General features: G+C 53.7%; 19 protein-coding genes. 11 read left to right on the plus strand and 8 right to left on the minus strand.

The genetic code is table 11. The features are described 5' to 3' along the window. Positions 1-340: 340 nt before the first annotated feature. Positions 341-1,285, plus strand: coding sequence for an Rpn family recombination-promoting nuclease/putative transposase (locus tag N5J69_RS20705; RefSeq protein ID WP_159222874.1), 945 nt, complete (start codon positions 341-343; stop codon positions 1,283-1,285). 59 nt (positions 1,286-1,344) lie between these two features. On the opposite strand, the gene N5J69_RS20710 is transcribed toward N5J69_RS20705, so the two are convergent. Further along, the gene (locus tag N5J69_RS20710; protein ID WP_159222873.1) at positions 1,345-1,947 is read right to left on the minus strand and encodes a DUF2913 family protein; all 603 of its coding nucleotides are present in this window, start codon (positions 1,945-1,947) and stop codon (positions 1,345-1,347) included. A gap of 264 nt (positions 1,948-2,211) precedes the next feature. Between N5J69_RS20710 and N5J69_RS20715 the strand changes: the two genes are divergently transcribed. Continuing rightward, the gene (locus N5J69_RS20715) at positions 2,212-2,397 is read left to right on the plus strand and encodes a general stress protein (protein ID WP_159222872.1); all 186 of its coding nucleotides are present in this window, start codon (positions 2,212-2,214) and stop codon (positions 2,395-2,397) included. Between the two features lie 658 nt (positions 2,398-3,055). Here N5J69_RS20715 and N5J69_RS20720 read toward each other — a convergent pair. The 3 genes from N5J69_RS20720 to N5J69_RS20730 all read right to left on the minus strand — a co-directional run bounded on the left by N5J69_RS20720 (position 3,056) and on the right by N5J69_RS20730 (position 5,764). Continuing rightward, complete coding sequence (locus N5J69_RS20720) at positions 3,056-3,829, minus strand: SDR family oxidoreductase (RefSeq protein ID WP_029571174.1); 774 nt, start codon at positions 3,827-3,829, stop codon at positions 3,056-3,058. Positions 3,830-3,893: 64 nt separating this feature from the next. Then, positions 3,894-4,595, minus strand: coding sequence for a DsbA family oxidoreductase (locus tag N5J69_RS20725; protein WP_064691134.1), 702 nt, complete (start codon positions 4,593-4,595; stop codon positions 3,894-3,896). A 53-nt stretch (positions 4,596-4,648) separates the two neighbouring features. Next, positions 4,649-5,764, minus strand: a complete 1,116-nt coding sequence (locus N5J69_RS20730) for an alkene reductase (protein ID WP_159222871.1) — start codon at positions 5,762-5,764, stop codon at positions 4,649-4,651. A 237-nt stretch (positions 5,765-6,001) separates the two neighbouring features. On the opposite strand from N5J69_RS20730, the gene N5J69_RS20735 reads away from it, so the two are divergent. Continuing rightward, positions 6,002-6,331: a thioredoxin family protein gene (locus tag N5J69_RS20735; protein ID WP_064691136.1), complete on the plus strand. Its 330-nt coding sequence runs from the start codon at positions 6,002-6,004 to the stop codon at positions 6,329-6,331. A 30-nt stretch (positions 6,332-6,361) separates the two neighbouring features. Here N5J69_RS20735 and N5J69_RS20740 read toward each other — a convergent pair whose 3' ends face one another. The 3 genes from N5J69_RS20740 to N5J69_RS20750 form a co-directional block, all read right to left on the minus strand. Further along, positions 6,362-6,700 carry a carboxymuconolactone decarboxylase family protein gene (locus N5J69_RS20740; protein ID WP_029571178.1) on the minus strand — a complete coding sequence of 113 codons (339 nt, stop codon included), beginning with the start codon at positions 6,698-6,700 and terminating at the stop codon, positions 6,362-6,364. Positions 6,701-6,704: 4 nt separating this feature from the next. Continuing rightward, entirely contained in the window at positions 6,705-7,283 is a 579-nt protein-coding gene (locus N5J69_RS20745; protein WP_064691137.1) for a TetR/AcrR family transcriptional regulator, read from the minus strand. Between the two features lie 76 nt (positions 7,284-7,359). Then, positions 7,360-7,890: a thioredoxin family protein gene (locus N5J69_RS20750; RefSeq protein WP_052656085.1), complete on the minus strand. Its 531-nt coding sequence runs from the start codon at positions 7,888-7,890 to the stop codon at positions 7,360-7,362. 182 nt (positions 7,891-8,072) lie between these two features. Between N5J69_RS20750 and N5J69_RS20755 the strand changes: the two genes are divergently transcribed. From N5J69_RS20755 to gorA, 3 genes are all read left to right on the plus strand, one after another. Beyond that, entirely contained in the window at positions 8,073-8,936 is an 864-nt protein-coding gene (locus tag N5J69_RS20755) for a DMT family transporter (RefSeq protein WP_159222870.1), read from the plus strand. Positions 8,937-9,076: 140 nt separating this feature from the next. Then, a complete protein-coding gene (locus N5J69_RS20760) occupies positions 9,077-10,288 on the plus strand; it encodes an aminotransferase class I/II-fold pyridoxal phosphate-dependent enzyme (protein WP_067437149.1) in 1,212 nt (403 codons plus the stop codon). A 33-nt stretch (positions 10,289-10,321) separates the two neighbouring features. Further along, positions 10,322-11,677, plus strand: a complete 1,356-nt coding sequence (gene gorA, locus N5J69_RS20765; RefSeq protein WP_029571183.1) for a glutathione-disulfide reductase — start codon at positions 10,322-10,324, stop codon at positions 11,675-11,677. Between the two features lie 162 nt (positions 11,678-11,839). Here gorA and N5J69_RS20770 read toward each other — a convergent pair whose 3' ends face one another. Then, a complete protein-coding gene (locus N5J69_RS20770) occupies positions 11,840-12,397 on the minus strand; it encodes an OsmC family protein (protein WP_029571184.1) in 558 nt (185 codons plus the stop codon). Positions 12,398-12,951: 554 nt separating this feature from the next. Between N5J69_RS20770 and xylB the strand changes: the two genes are divergently transcribed. From xylB to N5J69_RS20795, 5 genes are all read left to right on the plus strand, one after another. Next, complete coding sequence (gene xylB / locus N5J69_RS20775) at positions 12,952-14,400, plus strand: xylulokinase (protein ID WP_074399347.1); 1,449 nt, start codon at positions 12,952-12,954, stop codon at positions 14,398-14,400. Beyond that, complete coding sequence (locus tag N5J69_RS20780; protein ID WP_064691141.1) at positions 14,397-15,422, plus strand: ABC transporter permease; 1,026 nt, start codon at positions 14,397-14,399, stop codon at positions 15,420-15,422. Before xylB ends, N5J69_RS20780 begins: the two co-directional genes overlap by 4 nt. Positions 15,423-15,463: 41 nt before the next feature. After that, positions 15,464-16,444 (plus strand): substrate-binding domain-containing protein, encoded by a 981-nt coding sequence (locus N5J69_RS20785; protein ID WP_067437157.1) that lies wholly within the window; start codon positions 15,464-15,466, stop codon positions 16,442-16,444. A gap of 17 nt (positions 16,445-16,461) precedes the next feature. Further along, complete coding sequence (locus N5J69_RS20790; RefSeq protein WP_064691143.1) at positions 16,462-17,964, plus strand: sugar ABC transporter ATP-binding protein; 1,503 nt, start codon at positions 16,462-16,464, stop codon at positions 17,962-17,964. A 245-nt stretch (positions 17,965-18,209) separates the two neighbouring features. Next, entirely contained in the window at positions 18,210-18,494 is a 285-nt protein-coding gene (locus tag N5J69_RS20795) for a DUF3892 domain-containing protein (RefSeq protein WP_064691144.1), read from the plus strand. Positions 18,495-18,513: the final 19 nt, after the last annotated feature.

Genomic DNA, 18,513 nt, shown 5'->3' on the forward strand with positions numbered 1-18,513 from the left:
CTGAATTACCATCCCCGTCGTCCCCTAGAGAATACAACTCTTTTTACTGATGATGATAAGTGCGTGAAATGTAATCTATGTTAAATGGTGGCAGAGATAGCCACATCTCCCAGCTGTATTGACGGTGATTTATGATTCCATCACTCATCTGGCTGTGCGAACTGCGACGAAGAATGATTATGCTTCGATTATTAGAGATCGTACGATGAAGCAGTGTATCCGAAAAAATTAAAAATAATCCGAACGGCTACCTGCAGGCATTGCAGATCTGTTCACCATCAATACAGACGGTTTTCTGCCTGTGGTAACATACAGCGGTTATTTTTCAGAGCCGGGACTGATGAAGAAGAAGAAAAACCGCACACCAACTCCTCACGATGCCACGTTCCGGCAGTTTCTGACTCACCCGGATGTCGCCCGTGATTTCATGGAACTGCACTTGCCCGCAGAGCTGCGTGCTATCTGTGACCTCAGTACGCTAAAGCTGGAATCCGGCTCGTTCGTCGAGGATGACCTGAGGCAGTACTTTAGCGACGTGCTCTACAGTCTGAAAACCACAGCCGGTGAGGGTTATGTTCACGTGCTCATTGAGCACCAGTCTTCACCCGATAAACACATGGCTTTTCGCCTGATGCGTTATGCGGTGGCTGCCATGCAGCGCCACCTTGAGGCGGGCCATAAGAAGTTGCCACTGGTGATACCCGTGCTGTTCTATACGGGTAAACGCAGCCCGTATCCTTACTCCACCCGGTGGCTGAATGAGTTTGATGATCCGGCGCTGGCTGGCAAACTCTACAGCAGCGCTTTCCAGCTGGTTGATGTTACCGTCATTCCTGATGATGAAATCGCCGGCCATCGCAGCATGGCCGCCCTGACCCTGCTGCAGAAACATATTCATCAGCGGGACCTGGCAGAACTGACTGACCGGCTGGCGCCCATTCTGCTGGCCGGCTATCTGTCTTCATCACAGGTGATATCGCTGGTACACTATATTGTACAGGCAGGCGAAACAGCCGACGCCGAAGGCTTTGTACGCGAACTGGCACAGCGTGTGCCGCAACACGGAGACGCACTTATGACCATCGCACAACAGCTCGAACAGAAGGGCATCCAGAAGGGCATCCAGAAGGGTATCCAGTTAGGCAGGCAGGAAGGCCGAAATGAGGGCATGCTGGAAGGCAAGCTGGAAGTTGCCCGTACCATGCTGCAGAACGGTATTGACCGTAATACCGTCATGAAAATGACCGGACTGACTGAAGACGACCTGGCGCAGATCCGCCACTGACTTATTTAGCGGCCTCTCCGGCCGCACTGCTGATCCGCCAGGTACAGCCGCCCAGGGTCTCACTGCTCCATCGTTAGTTCATATTTTTCTGCCGTCAGCACATAAAACCCGGAAGGCCCATCAATAGCCATCTGCCATCCACAGCGGTTAAGAAGCGTTGCCAGCCCCTGCACGCGCCCGGTCAGTCGCGCCATCACCGGTGTGAGCTGCTGGCCGTCATCGTCAAACGCAGCATCCAGGCTGCTCCGGGACAGATAAATTCCGTTTACGCCAGCGTTCAGGACAGCGGCATGTCTTCCCGACCACTCCCGATCGCTGAGCAACCGGTAAGCCCAGTGCATATCCTTCGCGGTTTCCAGGGCATATGTCAGCCGGAACAGGTCATTCTGCTGGGACAGCTCGCCTGTGCAGGAGCGCCAGAGATAGTCGAGCTTGCCGGCAAGCTTTGCGGCAACGCCATATTGGCGCCCCTGTTTTAGCAGCCACTCAATGTCGGGAGCCACCTCACGGGAAAAGCGACGCTGTTTCAGGGCGGTCGCCAGCCAGCGTGTCAGAAAGAGATTTTCCTGAGTAGCGGAACAAACGGTACCGTCCTGACGTGCAAGTGCAAGGGCTGCCAGAGCGCACCAGGCCAGATGACCGGATTTTTGTGTGAGCGTCACTGCAGTCTGTCCTCCTGATAAATCATATTTGCCATTCTAACCGTGCTTATCTACGCAATAAATCATGTACGGTAAATTTACTCAGTGACCGACAAACTAATAAAGATTGTGCTCTGTATGACGTGCAGCAGCATGAAGGCGCCAGAGGATTTCCCGAACAGGGTACACTCGTCAGACGGCGTCGATCATGTCATTTATAAGCTTTACTAATGAGCTAAGTCCCCGAAGGCCTGAAGCAATATTGACTGGCAGGAGTATTAAGCTATGAGCAAACATCGTGGTGGTAAAGGTAATTCCGCCCAAGACGCAGTACGCGCATCTGAGGTCGGCAGAAAAGGCGGGAAGGTCAGCGGCGGTAACTGCAGAAATAAGCCTGACAGAGCAGTTGATACCGGTCTTCAAGGTGGCTTACTCAGCCGCCGTGGTAAAGCGCAGGAAACCAGTGTTTAAACCCGTCATTCTTGAATAGCAAATAAATCAATTCAGGGATGCGCTGTACGATATTTAGCATGGTGGAATCTCCATTTCTTTTCTTTCGTGATTTCCCGGCATCCTCTGCCGGAACCACATCCTGAACAGCTGTTTCAGATCACTGGCCCACCAAATGGGCTATTGCGTTTGAAATTACCCTATGAGGATGAGCAGAGTCTGCCTGACATCAGCTTCCCCAATGATATCCAGGAGTGCAAAATGCAAAACATTAGAATGCTGTGGTCGCAGAGCAGACAATATGAACAGAGTCTCTGGTCTGCTATGACTAAGAAACGGACGCTGGCTATGAAAAGATGTACGGGGCTGAAGCACTCAGAAATAGCGTGACCGGGGCGTGGAGGTATATTCCTGGCATGTCTGTATTCACCCTGGTGAAAATGCCGCCTTCATACCTGGTTGCTTTCAGATCGCCTGCCTCAGGCTCTGTCAGCGAATACCACAACCGCCCTGCTTCGCGCAAATTAGCTCACGACGTTGTCAGCAACTTCTGTTGATGACTTAGAGGCTCCTGACTATCACCGCTGCTGCTGAAAAGAATCTCAGCTGACGACAACCTCACCCTGGGGAGCAGTCTGTCAGGCTTTAAGACCTAAAGCCTGACATGCGTGGCGCAAAATTAACGACGTACGGCCATAATACCTGCATCCACGTCCCAGATAGCACCGGTCACCCAGGCTGCCTTGTCCGACAGCAGGAACAGGATAGTATTTGCCACATCTTCAGGTTTGCCGACGCGGCCCAGCGGATGGAAATCACTCATCGCTTTCATTGCTTCAGCAATATCTTCTTTTGCCATAAATCCTTCGTAGATTGGCGTCTGCACAATACCCGGAGAAACGGCATTCACACGGATACCCGCGCTGGCCAGTTCAATCGCCAGGTTGCGCGTCAGCGCATGCAGACCGGCTTTTGCCATTGAGTAGGCAGAAGCCGGAGAATCACCCAGCGCAGCCTGCGCGCCAATTGAGCCGACGTTCACAATGGCACCTTCGCGTTTGTCGGCCAGCATGTTCTTCACCACGTCCTGCGTGATAAAGAAAGTGGCGCGGTTCAGCGACAGGTAGCTATCGTAGTCTGCGGCATTGTGCTCGGTAAAACTTTTCGGAATAAAGATACCCGCGGCATTTACCATCAGGCTGATGTCGCGATGATGCGCATTGATTTCCTGACGAATGGCATTCATCCCTTCTTCTGTCATCAGGTTTGCCGTAATGACAGACACCGGGCCGAGCGGGCTCAGTTCTTTCTGAACGGCGTCAGCTTTATCTTTTCTGCTGCCCGTCAGGACCACGCTGCCGCCTGCTTTCAGCACCATACGCGCCGTTTCAAGACCCATACCACTGGTGCCGCCTACGACCAGAAGCTTTTTACCATTAAAAAAATCGCTCATATGTGACTCCGTTATTTACAGGTAGTGTTCGCCGGCACGTAAACGGCCGGCAGGTGTCGGGTAATCAGATGCTGCAGCCGTCGGCGCCACAGGCCTGACCTGCAGTCACGGTCATTTCTTCCTGCTTTTCATCCCAGACCTGTCGCAGGGCACTCAGGAAATTTTCCGATGCCTGAGCGCCGCTTATGGCGTATTTCTGATTCAGCAGAAAAAGAGGCACGCCACTCACACCAATCGATCGGGCAGTGCTCTCATCTTCCGTTACCGAAGCACGAAGCGACGGGTCATTCAGCGCCTCAGCAGCGGCTTCTGCTGCCATGCCTGATTCGGCGGCCAGCTTTATCAGCTCATCGCGATCAAAGAGGGAGCGCCCTTCGGTGGTACCCGCAAGATAGAATCGTTCAGTCATCACCTCCCCCAGTCCAGCCAGTCGTGCAGCAGCCAGCAGGGTCAGCGCATCTTCGGTATCCCCGAAAAGCATGGTGTCAAAGTTGTACCGCAGTCCCTCTGACTTCGCGGCCGTATCGACCTGATTCATCATCAGCTCAGCGTTGCTCTGACCGCCGAGCTTTTTGTAGAGCGCATCGCGGAAAGGCATGGCCGGCATGCCTTCGGCAATCCGGAAGCTGTGCTGGCGGATGACCACGCTGTCGCGGTGTTCAAACGCTGCGAGGCCTTTCTCAAAGCGTTTTTTGGCGATCCAGCACCAGGGACAGACCAGATCGGACCAGATATCTATGGTTATGACGGGCTTAAGGGTTTGCATTGCTTACTCCTGAATTTCTGCTGTTCGTGTGACGACTGAAGACTGCCGGAGTCTTAGCGTTTCTGTTCATCCTGCCAAGCCGGATAGTCGGTGTATCCCTTTTCAGGATTGCCACTGACGCCGTAATAGGTACTGCGATCGCTTTCAGCCAGCGGCCAGTCGTTCTGCATTCTTTCGACAAGGTCAGGGTTTGCGATGTAGGGCACGCCAAATGCCACCAGGTCCAGTTCCTCAGCTTCGAGAGCGGCGCTGGCAATGTCCCGTGTAAAGCCGCCGGCGCCGATAAGCGTGCCGCCAAAAGCCTTACGGAAGAAATTCTTAAAGCCCTTAGGTACAGGTGCATTGATATAAGCCGGCTGGTAGTAAAGGTGAACATAGGCAAGTTCACGTTCTCCAAGCGTCATCGCCAGAACCGCCCACGTCTCTTCCTCCCCCTCATACGGGGCCAGATCATAAATACGCCCGAACGGGGAAAGCCGCACGCCCGCCTTCTCGCCGCCAATGGCGGAAGAGACCGCATCAATGGTTTCAATCAGAAAGCGCTGACGGTTTTTAACGGTACCGCCGTAAGCATCGGTGCGGTGGTTCAGCGCGGTGCTGAGGAACTGGTCAAAGATGAAGCCGTTGGCCGCCATAATTTCGACGCCGTCAAAGCCCGCTTCCATTGCCAGTTCTGCTGACTTAACAAAGTCAGCCGTAATACGCCTGATTTCAGCGGTTTCCAGTGCTCTTGGCGTGCTGGGGACGACAGGGCCTGGCTCGCCGGATTCTGTCAGGGCAAATACGGTGGTGTTGGTTGCCGGAATGGTGCCCGATGACACCGGGGCGGCATTACCCTGCTGTAATGAAACATGGGACATGCGGCCGACGTGCCACAGCTGGGCGAAGATACGGCCGCCCTTTGCGTGTACCGCATCGGTCACCGTGCGCCAGCCGGCTACGTGCTCACGGGTATAAATGCCCGGCGTGTAGAGATAGCCGCGTGCCTCTTCTGAAACCGGCAGCCCCTCCGTAATCAGCAGACCTGCGGAGGCCCGCTGCGCGTAGTAACGGGCAACCACCTCTCCGGCAACGTCATTCATGGTACGGGTGCGGGTCATGGGGGCCATTACGACGCGATTTTTCAGCTCTGTTCCAGCCAGGTTAAAGGGGGTGAATAATTTGCTCATAGTGCGCCTCTGACGATATCAATGATGGCTATAGGGGCCGGGCTTCGGTTTTTTGCTCCGGACGTTCCGGCCTGCCGGGTTTATGTTCGGCACTATACCAACCTACTAGTTGATAGGTCAACAGCAATTAATTATACTGCAGCTTACGGCTACACCAATATTTTCAGCATTAAGGTTTCAGATGGGCGGCAGACACAACAGATGCCCGGCCATTGAACAGAAATAGGAGGAGTTAACGTGCGTGAAGTAATAGCTTATAACGAAGATAATTTTCGCGATATTGAACAGTATGAAGGCATTTCTGTCGTGCGCTTTTCGGCGCCATGGTGTCCGCCCTGCCAGAGCAGTGAGCCATTCTTTAGCGCGTTTACCGACGGCCTGGAAGAAAGTATTCAGGTCGGCAAAGTGAATGTCGATCAGGCGCCAGTGCTGACGACTAAGTATGAAATATGGGGGCTTCCTTCGGTACTGATTTTCAGGGAAGGCCAGCTGGTACGCCGGATACCTGGCGTTAAATCACCAGCGTTTTATGCTGCAGCGCTGGAAGAAATAAAAAAAGGGCCTTAAGGCCCTTTTCTGAGGAGGCGGTAATGTTCCTTAACCGCGCAGCTGGCTGACTGCATCAAGGGTACGGGCTGAATAAACAGCAGCGGCGCCCGCATTCAGATTGATGGCAACGCCCAGCGCTTCGGCAATTTCTTCATCCGTCGCGCCGGCCTTGATGGCGGCTTCAGCGTGAAACGCAATGCAGCCGTCGCACCGGGTTGTCACCGCACACGCCAGGGCTATCAGTTCCCGGACCTTTGCACCCAGCAGGTCGGTTTTATTGCCTGCAGCGCCCAAAGTAACCACGCCTTTCATCGTATCCGGCGCCAGCTTGCCCAGTTCACCGAGGCGCTGCATTAATTCCTGACGGTAATTGCTCCAGTCATACATAACGTTATTCCTCAGAGGTGGTGTTTAAGGTAAGAAGGATGTGCCGCAGGCTGGTTTTAAAGACTTCAGACCGGCCAGTCGCTCGGGCCACCACGCTGGCGCCTTCGCAGAGGTTTATTATCAGCATAGCCACATCGGCGGGCTGCATGGCAGAAACAAACTCACCTGCATCTGTGCCACGCTTAACCACGCCAGTCAGCCATGTAATCTGCATATCAAAATACCGGGAGGTCTGTTCAATAACCGCCTCGGGGAGGTTTGCCGTTTCAGCTGAAAGCGCGCAGCATAGCGGCAATAGTGATGCCCGGTAGCTCGCCTCAAATAATGCTACATAAGCGGTAATCTGATCTGCCGCTTTGTGATGTACTGCTTCAATCTGATCAAACTGGTTAACCGTATCACTGACAGCCTGCTTCACGACCTCCTGACCGAGGATTTCTTTCGTCGGGAAGTGGTGATGTATACTTGCTTTCGTGATACCAATCAGCTTAGACAGGTCAGCATAACTGAAAGCTGAATAACCCTTTTCCCGCATCAGGTGTTCGGCCTCATTAACCAGCCGTTCACGCGTCATAATCGTCATTATTAAATCCTTCAATCTACTAGTTGGTAGATTGTATCCTTCATGCCCATTTATGGCAAGCAGTCGGCGTGTTTCCTCAGCTGTTCTGGCGGCGACAATGCGCAGCGGCTTCCTCTGCACGAAACAGTACTGCGGCAATTTCCCGGGTTGTATCCAGGAGCATCTCACCTTTTCGGTACCGGTCGGTCATGTTTCCCTGCGCATCGTTTGCATTACGCGGTCTTTCAATAAACTTACCGAGAAGTTCGAAGTTGCTGTTCAGCACAGCGGCAAAAGGAATGTGAATTTTATCAATGCCAAAGAAAGCTGAAAATTCATTGCCCGCGTCTTCACGCGTAATCAGGCCCAGAGAAACGTGTGGAGCTGCGCGGGCAACGGCCCTGATGGCTGGCAGGTTTCGGTGACAGTCCGGGCACCACATCTCTGCCACGACCAGAATGTTGTAGCCGCCCTGCAAGGCAGACAAACGTTCAGACAGCGTTTTATCCTCTGCCTGTCCTGCCAGCGCTTCAAAATAACGTAACGCCCCGACATCTTTCTCTGCACCGCCCTGCGTAAAAGGCTCGTAATCCATTGCGTGTGTAAACAGTGCCCTGAAGTTCATCATTTTTCTCCTGTCTTAAGTTATCCGGTTCCCGGTAGCGAAACCGCTGCGCGAGATCCGCTATTTAATTTCCGTCTCAGGCTTAAATAAGTTACTTCAGGACTGTCCGGACAGCCAAAACGTTAGCATGAATATTACCAATCTACTGGTTGGTAGTGTATGTTTTTCTTTTTGGAGTACCCACTTTGACCAAAAAATTTATCGTACTGAAGGTTATTATTGCCATGATTGCCTTTGCGGCCAACTCCGTCATTTGCCGCGTGGCGCTGCGTGGCAACCACATTGATCCGGTGACCTTTACCGATCTCAGACTGTTAAGCGGTGCTGTCGTTCTGCTGCCTTTTTTCCTGCTCCGGAAGGACGGAAAAGGCTCACTGTCCCTGAAAAATGGGTTCAGTCTCGTGGTATATGCCATGTGTTTTGCGATTGCTTATATTCATCTGGATACCGGTGCCGGTGCATTACTGCTGTTTGGTGTTGTCCAGCTGGCCATGGTTATTTACGGCCTTTTTCACGGAGACAGGCTTTCCCCGGGAAGAGCCGCAGGCCTTCTTATAGCGTCCTGCGGATTACTGATGCTGCTGTTACCCGGTGCCACAGCGCCGATGCCGGGCAGTGCGCTGATCATGGCGCTGGCAGGGCTTGCCTGGGCGACCTATACCCTTGCCGGCAAAAAAATGCCTGAAGCCACAGCGTCTACTGCCGGTAACTTCCTGATTGCCGCGTCCCTGGCGCTTCTTGTTTCTCCTTTTATCAGCAGCGGTATGCATGCTGACGGCACTGGCATTGTTCTGGCCGTAATGGCGGGTGCAGTTGCATCAGCCGGCGCCTACGTTCTCTGGTATTCACTTCTGCCGCATCTGGATGCCGTGACCGCGAGTACGGTTCAGCTGAGCGTACCCTGTCTCGCCATGCTCGGCGGCGTGTTATTTACCGGTGAATCACTGAGCCTGAAAATGGTTCTGTCTGCGGGGGCCGTGCTCAGCGGGATTGGTATAGTAATTGGTTTTTCGCGGTCCGAAAGCAGTGGCAGCAGCCCGGCAAAGTAAAAGATCAGAAAGACTTGATTTACCAACTAGTAGGTTGGTAATCTCAATCCGGGTGCTTTGCATTGCCCGGACTCCCTGCAGCTGGTCTGTCTGACGGTCGTCGGGCCGTGATTGTTATTTCGGATATACCGGATATCTTCATGCAATACGATTTTGACGGGCTTATTGAACGATCGGGAACAGACAGTCTGACCGCCGAGGGCTGGCGTGAATATATGTTCGGCGACTGCCAGGGCGACATACCATCAGAGCCGCCCGGTGGCTTTATTAATCTGTGGGTAGCGGATATGGCGTTTTCCACGCCTCCGGAGGTACTGGAGGCTATCCGTGCGCGGCTCAGCCAGAAAATAATTGGTTATACTAAAGCTTACCACCCCGGGTATCTTCTGAGCTTTGAAAACTGGTGCGAAAGGCACTATGGCTATCGTTTTCCGCGCGAGAGTATTGTGCTGTCACCCGGGGTGATACCCGCGCTGTACCGGCTGGTTCCATTACTGACACGTCAGGATGAAAGTATCCTGATCCTCACACCCTCGTATGCCCCCTTTAAGAAAGCCGGGGAATACAGCGACCGTCGTGTGATCAGCTGCCCGCTGAAAAGCAATAGCGGGTATATGACGGTTGATTTTGATGCGATGCAGAATCTTGTGCAGGATAATACGTTGAGGATAAAAGCGTTTTTCTTGTGTAATCCGCATAATCCCACGGGGCGTGTCTGGCATCCTCATGAGCTTCGCAGGATGACCGAAATCTGTCTGGAAAACGACGTCTGGATCATTTCAGATGAAATTCACTGTGACCTGACGCGCATTGGCATTTCACACACGCCTGCGGCTTCCCTTTTTCCCCACAGTCAGAAAATCATTACCTGCATGTCCTCCAGCAAAACGTTTAACCTTGCAGGTAACCTGCTGGCCAACATCATGATCCCTGATCCTGGCGTCAGGACTGCCTGGCTTCGCCTGCACGATGAATTCGTTTCCCCGCTAAGCCTGGCGGCTAACATTGCGGCCTGGTCGCAGTGTGATGAGTGGCTGCTTCAGGTAAAACGCTATATTGACGGAAATTTTCTTTTCCTGAGTGAGTGGCTGAAAAAACATCTTCCCCGCGTCCGCTACAGCATTCCTGAAGGCACCTATCTTGCCTGGATTGACCTGGCGCCGCTTTCTGCTCAGGACGAACCGAAATTCACTTCCCACTTTTTTGCAGAAAAAGCGGGTGTTCTTGTAGAGGACGGATCCATGTTTGTCGGTAACGGTGATAACCACATACGGCTTAATCTTGCCTGCCCTCGCGCCGTTCTGAGCGAAGGGCTGCTTCGTATATATCTGGCATTAACCGCCTCAACCTGAAACCAGGACAGCAGAGCTGTCCGGAGTACAAAAATGACAAACCGACACTTCGATTATCTCACCATCGGCGGCGGCAGCGGCGGTATCGCCTCGATAAACCGTGCGGCTATGTATGGCCAGAAATGCGCCCTGATTGAAGCGAAAGAACTGGGAGGCACCTGCGTGAACGTGGGTTGCGTACCGAAAAAAATCATGTGGCACGCCGCGCAAATCGCCGAAGCTATCCATCTCTACGGACCGGATTATGGCTTCGACACCACAGTGAATCGCTTCGACTGGGCCACGCTTGTAAAAAACCGCAGCGCCTATATCGACCGTATCCACACTTCGTATAAAAACGTGCTGGGTAAAAACAATGTTGAAGTGATCAAAGGATTCGCCCGTTTCGTTGATGCGCACAGCGTTGAAGTCAACGGTGAGATCATCACGGCGGATCATATTCTGATTGCCACCGGCGGTCGCCCCAGCCATCCGTCGATACCGGGCGCAGAGTACGGCATTGATTCCGACGGTTTCTTTGAGCTGGATGCGCTGCCGAAGCGCACCGCAGTTGTTGGCGCGGGCTATATCGCGGTTGAGCTGGCGGGCGTTGTGAATGCGCTGGGTTCAGAAACTCACCTGTTCGTGCGTAAGCAGGCGCCGCTGCGCAGCTTCGATCCGCTACTCACCGAGACGCTGGTCGAAGTGATGAACAGCGAAGGTCCGGCGTTGCACACCGAATCCATTCCAAAAGCGGTGATTAAAAACAGTGATGGCAGCCTGACGCTGCAGCTGGAAAATGGCAGTGACTGTACCGTGGACTGCCTGGTCTGGGCGATTGGCCGTGAGCCCGCCAACGATCACCTCAACATTGAAGCCGCAGGCGTGGCACTCGACGACAGGGGCTATATCAAAGTCGATAAATTCCAGAACACCAGTGTGTCAGGCATCTATGCCGTGGGCGACAACACCGGTGCGGTTGAACTGACGCCGGTTGCGGTTGCCGCAGGCCGTCGTCTCTCTGAGCGTCTGTTTAACAACAAGCCGGACGAGCATCTGGATTACAGCAATGTGCCGACCGTGGTGTTCAGCCATCCGCCGATTGGCACCGTGGGGCTGACCGAACCGCAGGCGCGCGAACAGTATGGCGACGATCAGGTGAAGGTCTACCAATCGTCGTTCACTGCCATGTACACCGCGGTCACTCAGCATCGTCAGCCGTGCCGTATGAAGCTGGTCTGTATGGGTGCCGATGAGAAGATTGTCGGCATTCACGGTATCGGATTTGGTATGGATGAGATTCTGCAGGGCTTTGCCGTGGCGCTGAAAATGGGTGCCACCAAAAAAGACTTCGATAACACCGTAGCGATCCACCCGACGGCTGCAGAAGAGTTTGTGACGATGCGCTGATTGGCGCGATGCGAGGCGCATAACAGGCGACTCCGGTAGTCTGTTATGCGCCTGAAGCTTCATGCAGAACAGTGCTGAGTAAAACAGATAACTGGCTGCACAGAAAAACCCTGCTCCGGGAGGAACAGGGTCATGAAGCTTCACAGGCAGAACAGATGTGACTTATACGAGACGTGTCTCAATCGGCACCGGGTTAGCCAGCGTGTCATGAATAGGTGATGCCTCAGGAAGCAGGCTGACCAGCTCTTCCAGCTGTTCACGGCTCGCCGTATTACTTTCAAGACGTACGTCTACGCGGATACCTTTAGCCCCTTTACGGGCGTTTTTATCCAGTCCCAGGAAACCTTTCATATCAATATCGAAATAGAGATCCAGCTCGATACTTTCCAGATCTACACCTTTTTCAGCAGCCATCAGGGTCAGAGTAGCGGTATAACACCCGGCCAGCGCCTGCAGAATATATTCGGTGGGGCTCATGCCGGTGTCGGCACCAAGCAGCCCAGGTGGTTCGTCCCCGATATTCGAGAATTTGCCTACGCGGCTACGGTCTTCTTTGCCATTCTGAAATGACGATCCGGTTTCCACACGTACGGCCAGACCGCCGTGTGAACGCGCTTTTACCTGGAATGACATGTTACCAAGGCCAGGCTCTGCGCGAACGGCCTCACGAACGTTACTGATGGCGTCAGCGGAAGCCTGAGGTTTTGCTGAATGCGACATACATACTCCTGTAAACGGTTTGTGGGAGAAAGCCAGAATAGGCCAGCTATCTACTAGTAGGTAGATTAGTCATTTGAAATGCCGTTGTCCAGTTTTAAAAAAAGTTATTCATCATACTTTCGATTTAACCGCAGAAGCTGATCTGAACCTGACGGGTCACTCAATGACTGGCGGCGTAATGAGCGGGGGGTATCAGAAACGCTGATACGTACTGGCAGAATATTTACGGCGGCCTCCCTCCGGCAGAGTGCTGACTATCCTGGAGGCATCTGCTTCTTCATCAGCGCCAGACCGGAGGAGCTTACACCGGAGAGATCAGTCCAACGCAGGCAGGACTATCAGGAATAAAAGTGAGAGCTGCTTAACGTTCCCGGATAACGTCAATTGACGGATGATTTCATAGCGGTATTGTCTGCACTTAACAAACGAGCAAACAAAAGTGATCATATGAGCAAAATTGTTGAGCCATGCAGCATCCCGGCTTAGCTGTTTTGAGTCTGATGATACTTTTGTTCAGCTCTGTCATTTCTCAGAAATTGTTCAGGGGTAGTTCAATGAAGCGGGACCTTGTTGCGGGAATAGACTCATCGACTCAGTCTTGTACCGTTATGCTGCGCAGCCTTGAAAGTGGCGACGTGATTGCTCAGGCCCGTAAGCCGCATCCGCCGACGACGCCCCCCTGCAGTGAGCAGGATCCGCAGGCCTGGTGGGACGCGTTAACTTCGGCTCTGGATGAGCTCAAAGCATGGCAGCCCCGTATTGCAGGGCTTGCTGTCGGAGGGCAGGGTCACGGTCTGGTCATGCTTGATAAAGATGACCGGGCACTGCGTCCAGCCAAGCTCTGGAATGACACTGAGTCTGCTACCCAGGCACACGAGTTGTGCCGGAAAGTTGACCCTGAAGAGTGGGCTCGCCTTACAGGATCGGTGCCCGGACCGGCGATGACCATTTCAAAACTGGCGTGGACCGAACATCACTGCCCCGGCCTGCTTGAAAAGTGCCATCGCATTATGCTGCCGTTTGACTATCTGGTTTATCGCCTCAGCGGCAGTTTTGTGTGTGAGCGTGGCGGTGCATCCGGGACCGGCTACTTCAACCCTTTCACCAATAGCTGGGAGCCTGAGCTCGCTGCTGTGGTAAACAACCGAATTGACTGGCTCTCCCTCTGGCCTGCAATCATTCCCTCGCATCAGCCTGCTGGCGTGGTGAAGCTGATCCCCGGTCTGGAAGACCTTGCTGGTGCCGTTGTAGGCGTAGGAACTGGCGATAATATGTCTGCTGCGCTGGGAATGAACCTGAAATCCGGTGATACCGGCATATCGATCGGCACGAGCGGTACGCTGTACGGCATAACCCCGACGGGAATAGCCGACAGCACCGGGATTATCAACGGCTATGCAGATGCGGCCGATCGCTTCATTCCCATGATTACCACGCTGAATTCCGCGAAGGTAACCGATACATTCCGCACCCTGCTGGGTGTTACCACTGACGAATTCGATGCACTCGCACTGAGTTCACCTGCCGGCGCCAACGGTCTGCAGCTTGTCCCATGGCTGGATGGCGAGCGCACGCCTAACCTTCCCGACGCTACGGGGCACATGCGCGGGTTACGCACCACCACAACCAGAGAAGATATGGCCCGCGCTGCCGTGGAAGGCGTGCTGTGCGGCCTGCTGGCAGGCGGACTGATCCTGAAACAGCATGGCTTCAGTGATGACGGGCACATCGTTGTCACCGGCGGCGGGGCGAAGTCACGTGCCTACCGCCAGATCCTTGCTGACCTGACTGGCAAACCGGTCTGGGTTTCTCCGGTGGAAGAAACAGCCGCCGCCGGGGCAGCCATTCAGGCAGCCGCTGCTGTACTGGGATGTACGAATGCTGAAATGGCCGAACGCTGGTGCAGGCCATTTGTGAAAGTCGCCGATCCCTGTGAGGATGCGCGCCATGTTCTGAACGCTTACGTTAACTATGCCAATGCTTTATCAGGAGAGCTGCAATGAGTTCAATGAGCACACCCGCTAAAATTAAACCCCCAAGGCAGCCACTTAAAGTGCCTGCTGAAGCGGGGATCGCCGTGGTTTTTTTACTGGTTATGCTGGGCGGCTTTATCGCCACGCCTAATTTTCTGACCGTATCCAACATGATGGTTTTACTTCTTAACGGCGCGGTCATCGGTTTCCTGTGTCTGGGGCAGTCTTTTGTTCTGCTGACAGGCGGGATTGACCTTTCCTGTGGCTCAATTGTGGCCATGACCTGCGTAGTCGCGGCGCTGCTGATGGAAAAATTTGGCATTCCCTGGCAGCTTGCCGTACCCATGGTTCTGGCGGTGGGGGCCCTGAGCGGTCTGGTTAATGGGCTGATCATCGAACGTACCGGCGTTCCACCTTTCATTGTGACGTTTGCAATGATGGGCGTGGCGGCATCCATTCCGCAGATTATCACCGGAGCCGAGTCGATCCGCGTGACGCAAATCGGTTACAGCCTTATCGGTCAGTCAAAACCCCTGGGTATTCCGTTTCCGGTGATAGCCCTGTTGCTGGCCATTATTATTGGCGTCATCTTCCTGCGGCGGACCATCACCGGTACCCATATTTATGCGGTCGGCGGCAACGCAGATGCCGCGCGCCTGTCAGGGATCAGCATTCCGCGTATAACCCTGCTGGTCTATGCCATCTCCGGTCTCTGCTCGGCATGCGGCGGACTGATTTACGGCTCGCGCCTGATGACTGGATATCCGACGGCGGGCCGTGGTGACGAGCTGTTTTTCTCAATCGCGGGTGCGGTAGTGGGCGGCGTCAGCTTGTTTGGCGGCACCGGCAGCCTTATCGGCGCGATGATCGGGGCAATGCTGATTGCCGCCATATCCAATCTGATGAACGTACTGAACGTCAGCGCTTACTGGCAGCCGCTGGTTATCGGACTGATCATCCTGTTTGGCGTGACGTTCGATACTCTGCGCACGTCCAGAAAAATCGTGATCCCCTGGTTCAAAGTCAGGAAATCACCAAAAACACAACAATAAAGCCTCTTAACCTCTGACCTGTACCTTACCAGGAGATAAACATGAAACTGCGTACGACTCTCACTGCAACAGCTACGATCGTTGCGCTGGCCTGCCTGCTTGCCGGCTGTAACCGGGATGATGCGGAAAGCACCGCAGGCGCTGGCAAAAAAACACTCGGTGTAACGCTTCCGAACCTGACCAACCCCTATTATGTGGCCATGAAAAAAAGCTTTGAGGATAATGCTGCTGCTCAGGGGATGAACGTCAAAATCTCGATTTCTGATAATGACGATGCCAAACAGCTGTCGCAGGTGCAGAACTTCATCGAGCAGAAAGTGGATGCGGTTGCGGTGAACTGCGTTTCGTCCGGGCCATGCGTTTCAATTATCAGTCAGCTCAATCAGGCAAAAATCCCGGCATTTGCTATCAATATCCTCCCTGATACAGCGGGACTCAAACAACAGAACGTCACCCTTGTGCAGGGGGTTCAGACCGATCAGCGGGAAGGCGGCAGGCTCATTGGGCAGCAGCTGCTGAAGGACATCGGTGAAAACAGCCCGGCAACGGTCGGGATAGTGGGAGAACCGACTTCAATAGCCGCAAACGCCCGTGATGAGGGGTTCAAAGCCGCCGTCGCGTCCAATAAAAATATTAAGTTTGTTGCGCTGGTTAACGGAAAGGTGGAAGAAACCACGTCTCTGAAAGTGACCACTGAAATGCTGCAGGGCAGGCCGGAGATTGACGTGGTGTATTCAGACACCGAACCTTCCGCACTGGGTTCACTGGCAGCCATCAGGCAGCTGGGCGTCAGTGACAAAGTGAAATTATATGCTTTTGTAGATAAAGAAGGCGTTAAAGCCGTTCAGGACAACAGCATACTCAAAGCCGGTGCGATTCAGGAACCCGTAAAGCTTGCTCAGATACTGGTTGAAAACGTCCGGAAAAGCCTGGGCGGTGAACAGGTCCCGGCCATGATCAACAATCCACCGCTGCTGGTCACTAAAGACAACGCGGCCTCCGTTATGGGTTCAGCGTACTGAGTAAAAGGCAGACAGTTATGAATTATGTGGCGAAGCAGATAAAAATCGGTTTTTCAGGCGTGCAGGTCCTTCATGGTGTGGATTTCAGCGTAAAACCTGGTGAAATTCACGCCCTTCTCGGCCATAACGGCGCGGGTAAATCAACGCTGCTGAAAATACTGGCTGGCGTCAATATGCCGGATAACGGGGAGCTGATGATTGGTGCTACGCCGGTGCGCCTTGCATCGCCACGTGATGCGCTCAGCCACGGTATTGCCTGCGTCTACCAGGAGCTCCGGCTTATTCCCGGTATGAGCGTATGGCAGAACCTTTTCCTCGGGCGTGAGCGCCGCAAGCGCAACGGTTTTACCGATGATGTCAGCATGATTGCACATACTGAGAAAGTGCTGAGTGATTACCACCTGGATTTCAGCGCGACCGATCTTGTCAGGGACCTCTCTCATCCGGACAAGCAGATGCTGGAAGTGGTCTCTAATCTCGATCGTGACGCACGTTTTCTTTTTCTCGATGAACCGACGACCGCGCTGGAGGGTGCGCAGGCAGACGCGCTGCTGCAGGCCGTACAGCGCATTGCGCGCGAGAAACAGATTGGCGTGGTGCTGGTATCGCATAAGCTGGACGAGGTGCTGGGCGTCTGCGATGAGGCTACAGTGATGTGCGGCGGCCGCGTGATTTATAACGAAGGTAAAAAAACGCTGAGCAAGAGCGCCATTATCGACGCAATCGTGGGCGACGCAAATGCTTATCAGGCTCCCTCAAACAGCCGCGGCCTGATCCGGGGGGCACTGGGTAAACCCTGGCTGTCGGTGAGTAACCTGCATACGGATCGCCTTAAAGGTGTGAACCTTGAAGCGTACCGCGGGGAGATTCTTGGAGTCTATGGACTGGCCGGTGCAGGCCGTACGCGCCTGTGCCAGACGCTGTTTGGACTGGAAACCGTCACCGGTGGTGAAATCCGGGTGGGACACAGGGAATATCATCCCTCATCACCTGTAAAGGCCATTTCCCGTGGCATTGCCTACCTGACCGAGGAGCGTAAAAAGGACGGGTTTATTCCCCAGATGTCGAGCTATGCTAACGCGACGCTGCCGGTTCTGAAAAAATTCCGCTCCGGTGGTTTTGTGAGTCACGGCGCGGCGCGGCAGGCTGCCTCAGAACTGCTGGGGAAAATGAATACGCGGGGATCGCTGGATGGACCGATTAAGGCCCTCTCTGGCGGGAATCAGCAAAAGGTACTGCTGGCCCGGGTTATTGCGCAAAACGCGGACCTGGTGTTGCTGGATGAACCAACTAAAGGTGTCGATATTGGTGCGAAAGCGGACATCTACCGCATCATCCATCAGCTGGCGGATAAAGGCTGCTGCGTTATCGTGGTATCGAGCGAGGAAGAGGAACTGCTGGACGTCGCGGACAACATCACGGTATTCCGCCACGGTAAATGTGATGGCGTGATTGTCCCGGCAAAGGAGCTTAAACCTGCAGACCTGCGCAAAGCTGCATGGGAACACGCTGAACCTTAAATCATCCCCTCCGGCACCTGATGCCAGTCAGGCTGCCAGCCTGACTGGCAGTTGTGCTTCCCCACCTGTTCTACCCCTGAATATGCGATCCGCAGTAGGTCGCTGAGCAGACGTCGTTTTCGGCAGCAGAAGGCTATCGATATATATCCCTGTAAATGATAAGTGTGATGGTTGAAATTCACCCGTCTGAACAAATATCAGGCTGTGGAACGCGGTTACGCGGTGTAGCCACGAAGGAGAGTCACATGGCAGACTTTTATATCTCGGGTATACGCAGGGACAGTACAGGGCAGCACATTCAGTACGTTAAAATCATCAAAGCTGGCAAGGGAAATAAAGACGCCTCCATCAACTCGCGACAGTTTGTTGCCGAGCTGATAAAGGCCAGTAAGGCGACGTTTAAGACGATCACGCTTGTTAACGGGCAGTGGGTTTATGGCGCGAATGTTCACGTCATAGACGATATTTACCTTACGACTGATCCGAATAGTACGACACGCGATAATCTCGGCAACCTGCCGGTCTTTTAAAAGTGTGCCATGCACAGAG

Source organism: Pantoea sp. GD03673, from assembly GCF_029844725.1.
Taxonomy (GTDB): domain Bacteria; phylum Pseudomonadota; class Gammaproteobacteria; order Enterobacterales; family Enterobacteriaceae; genus Pantoea.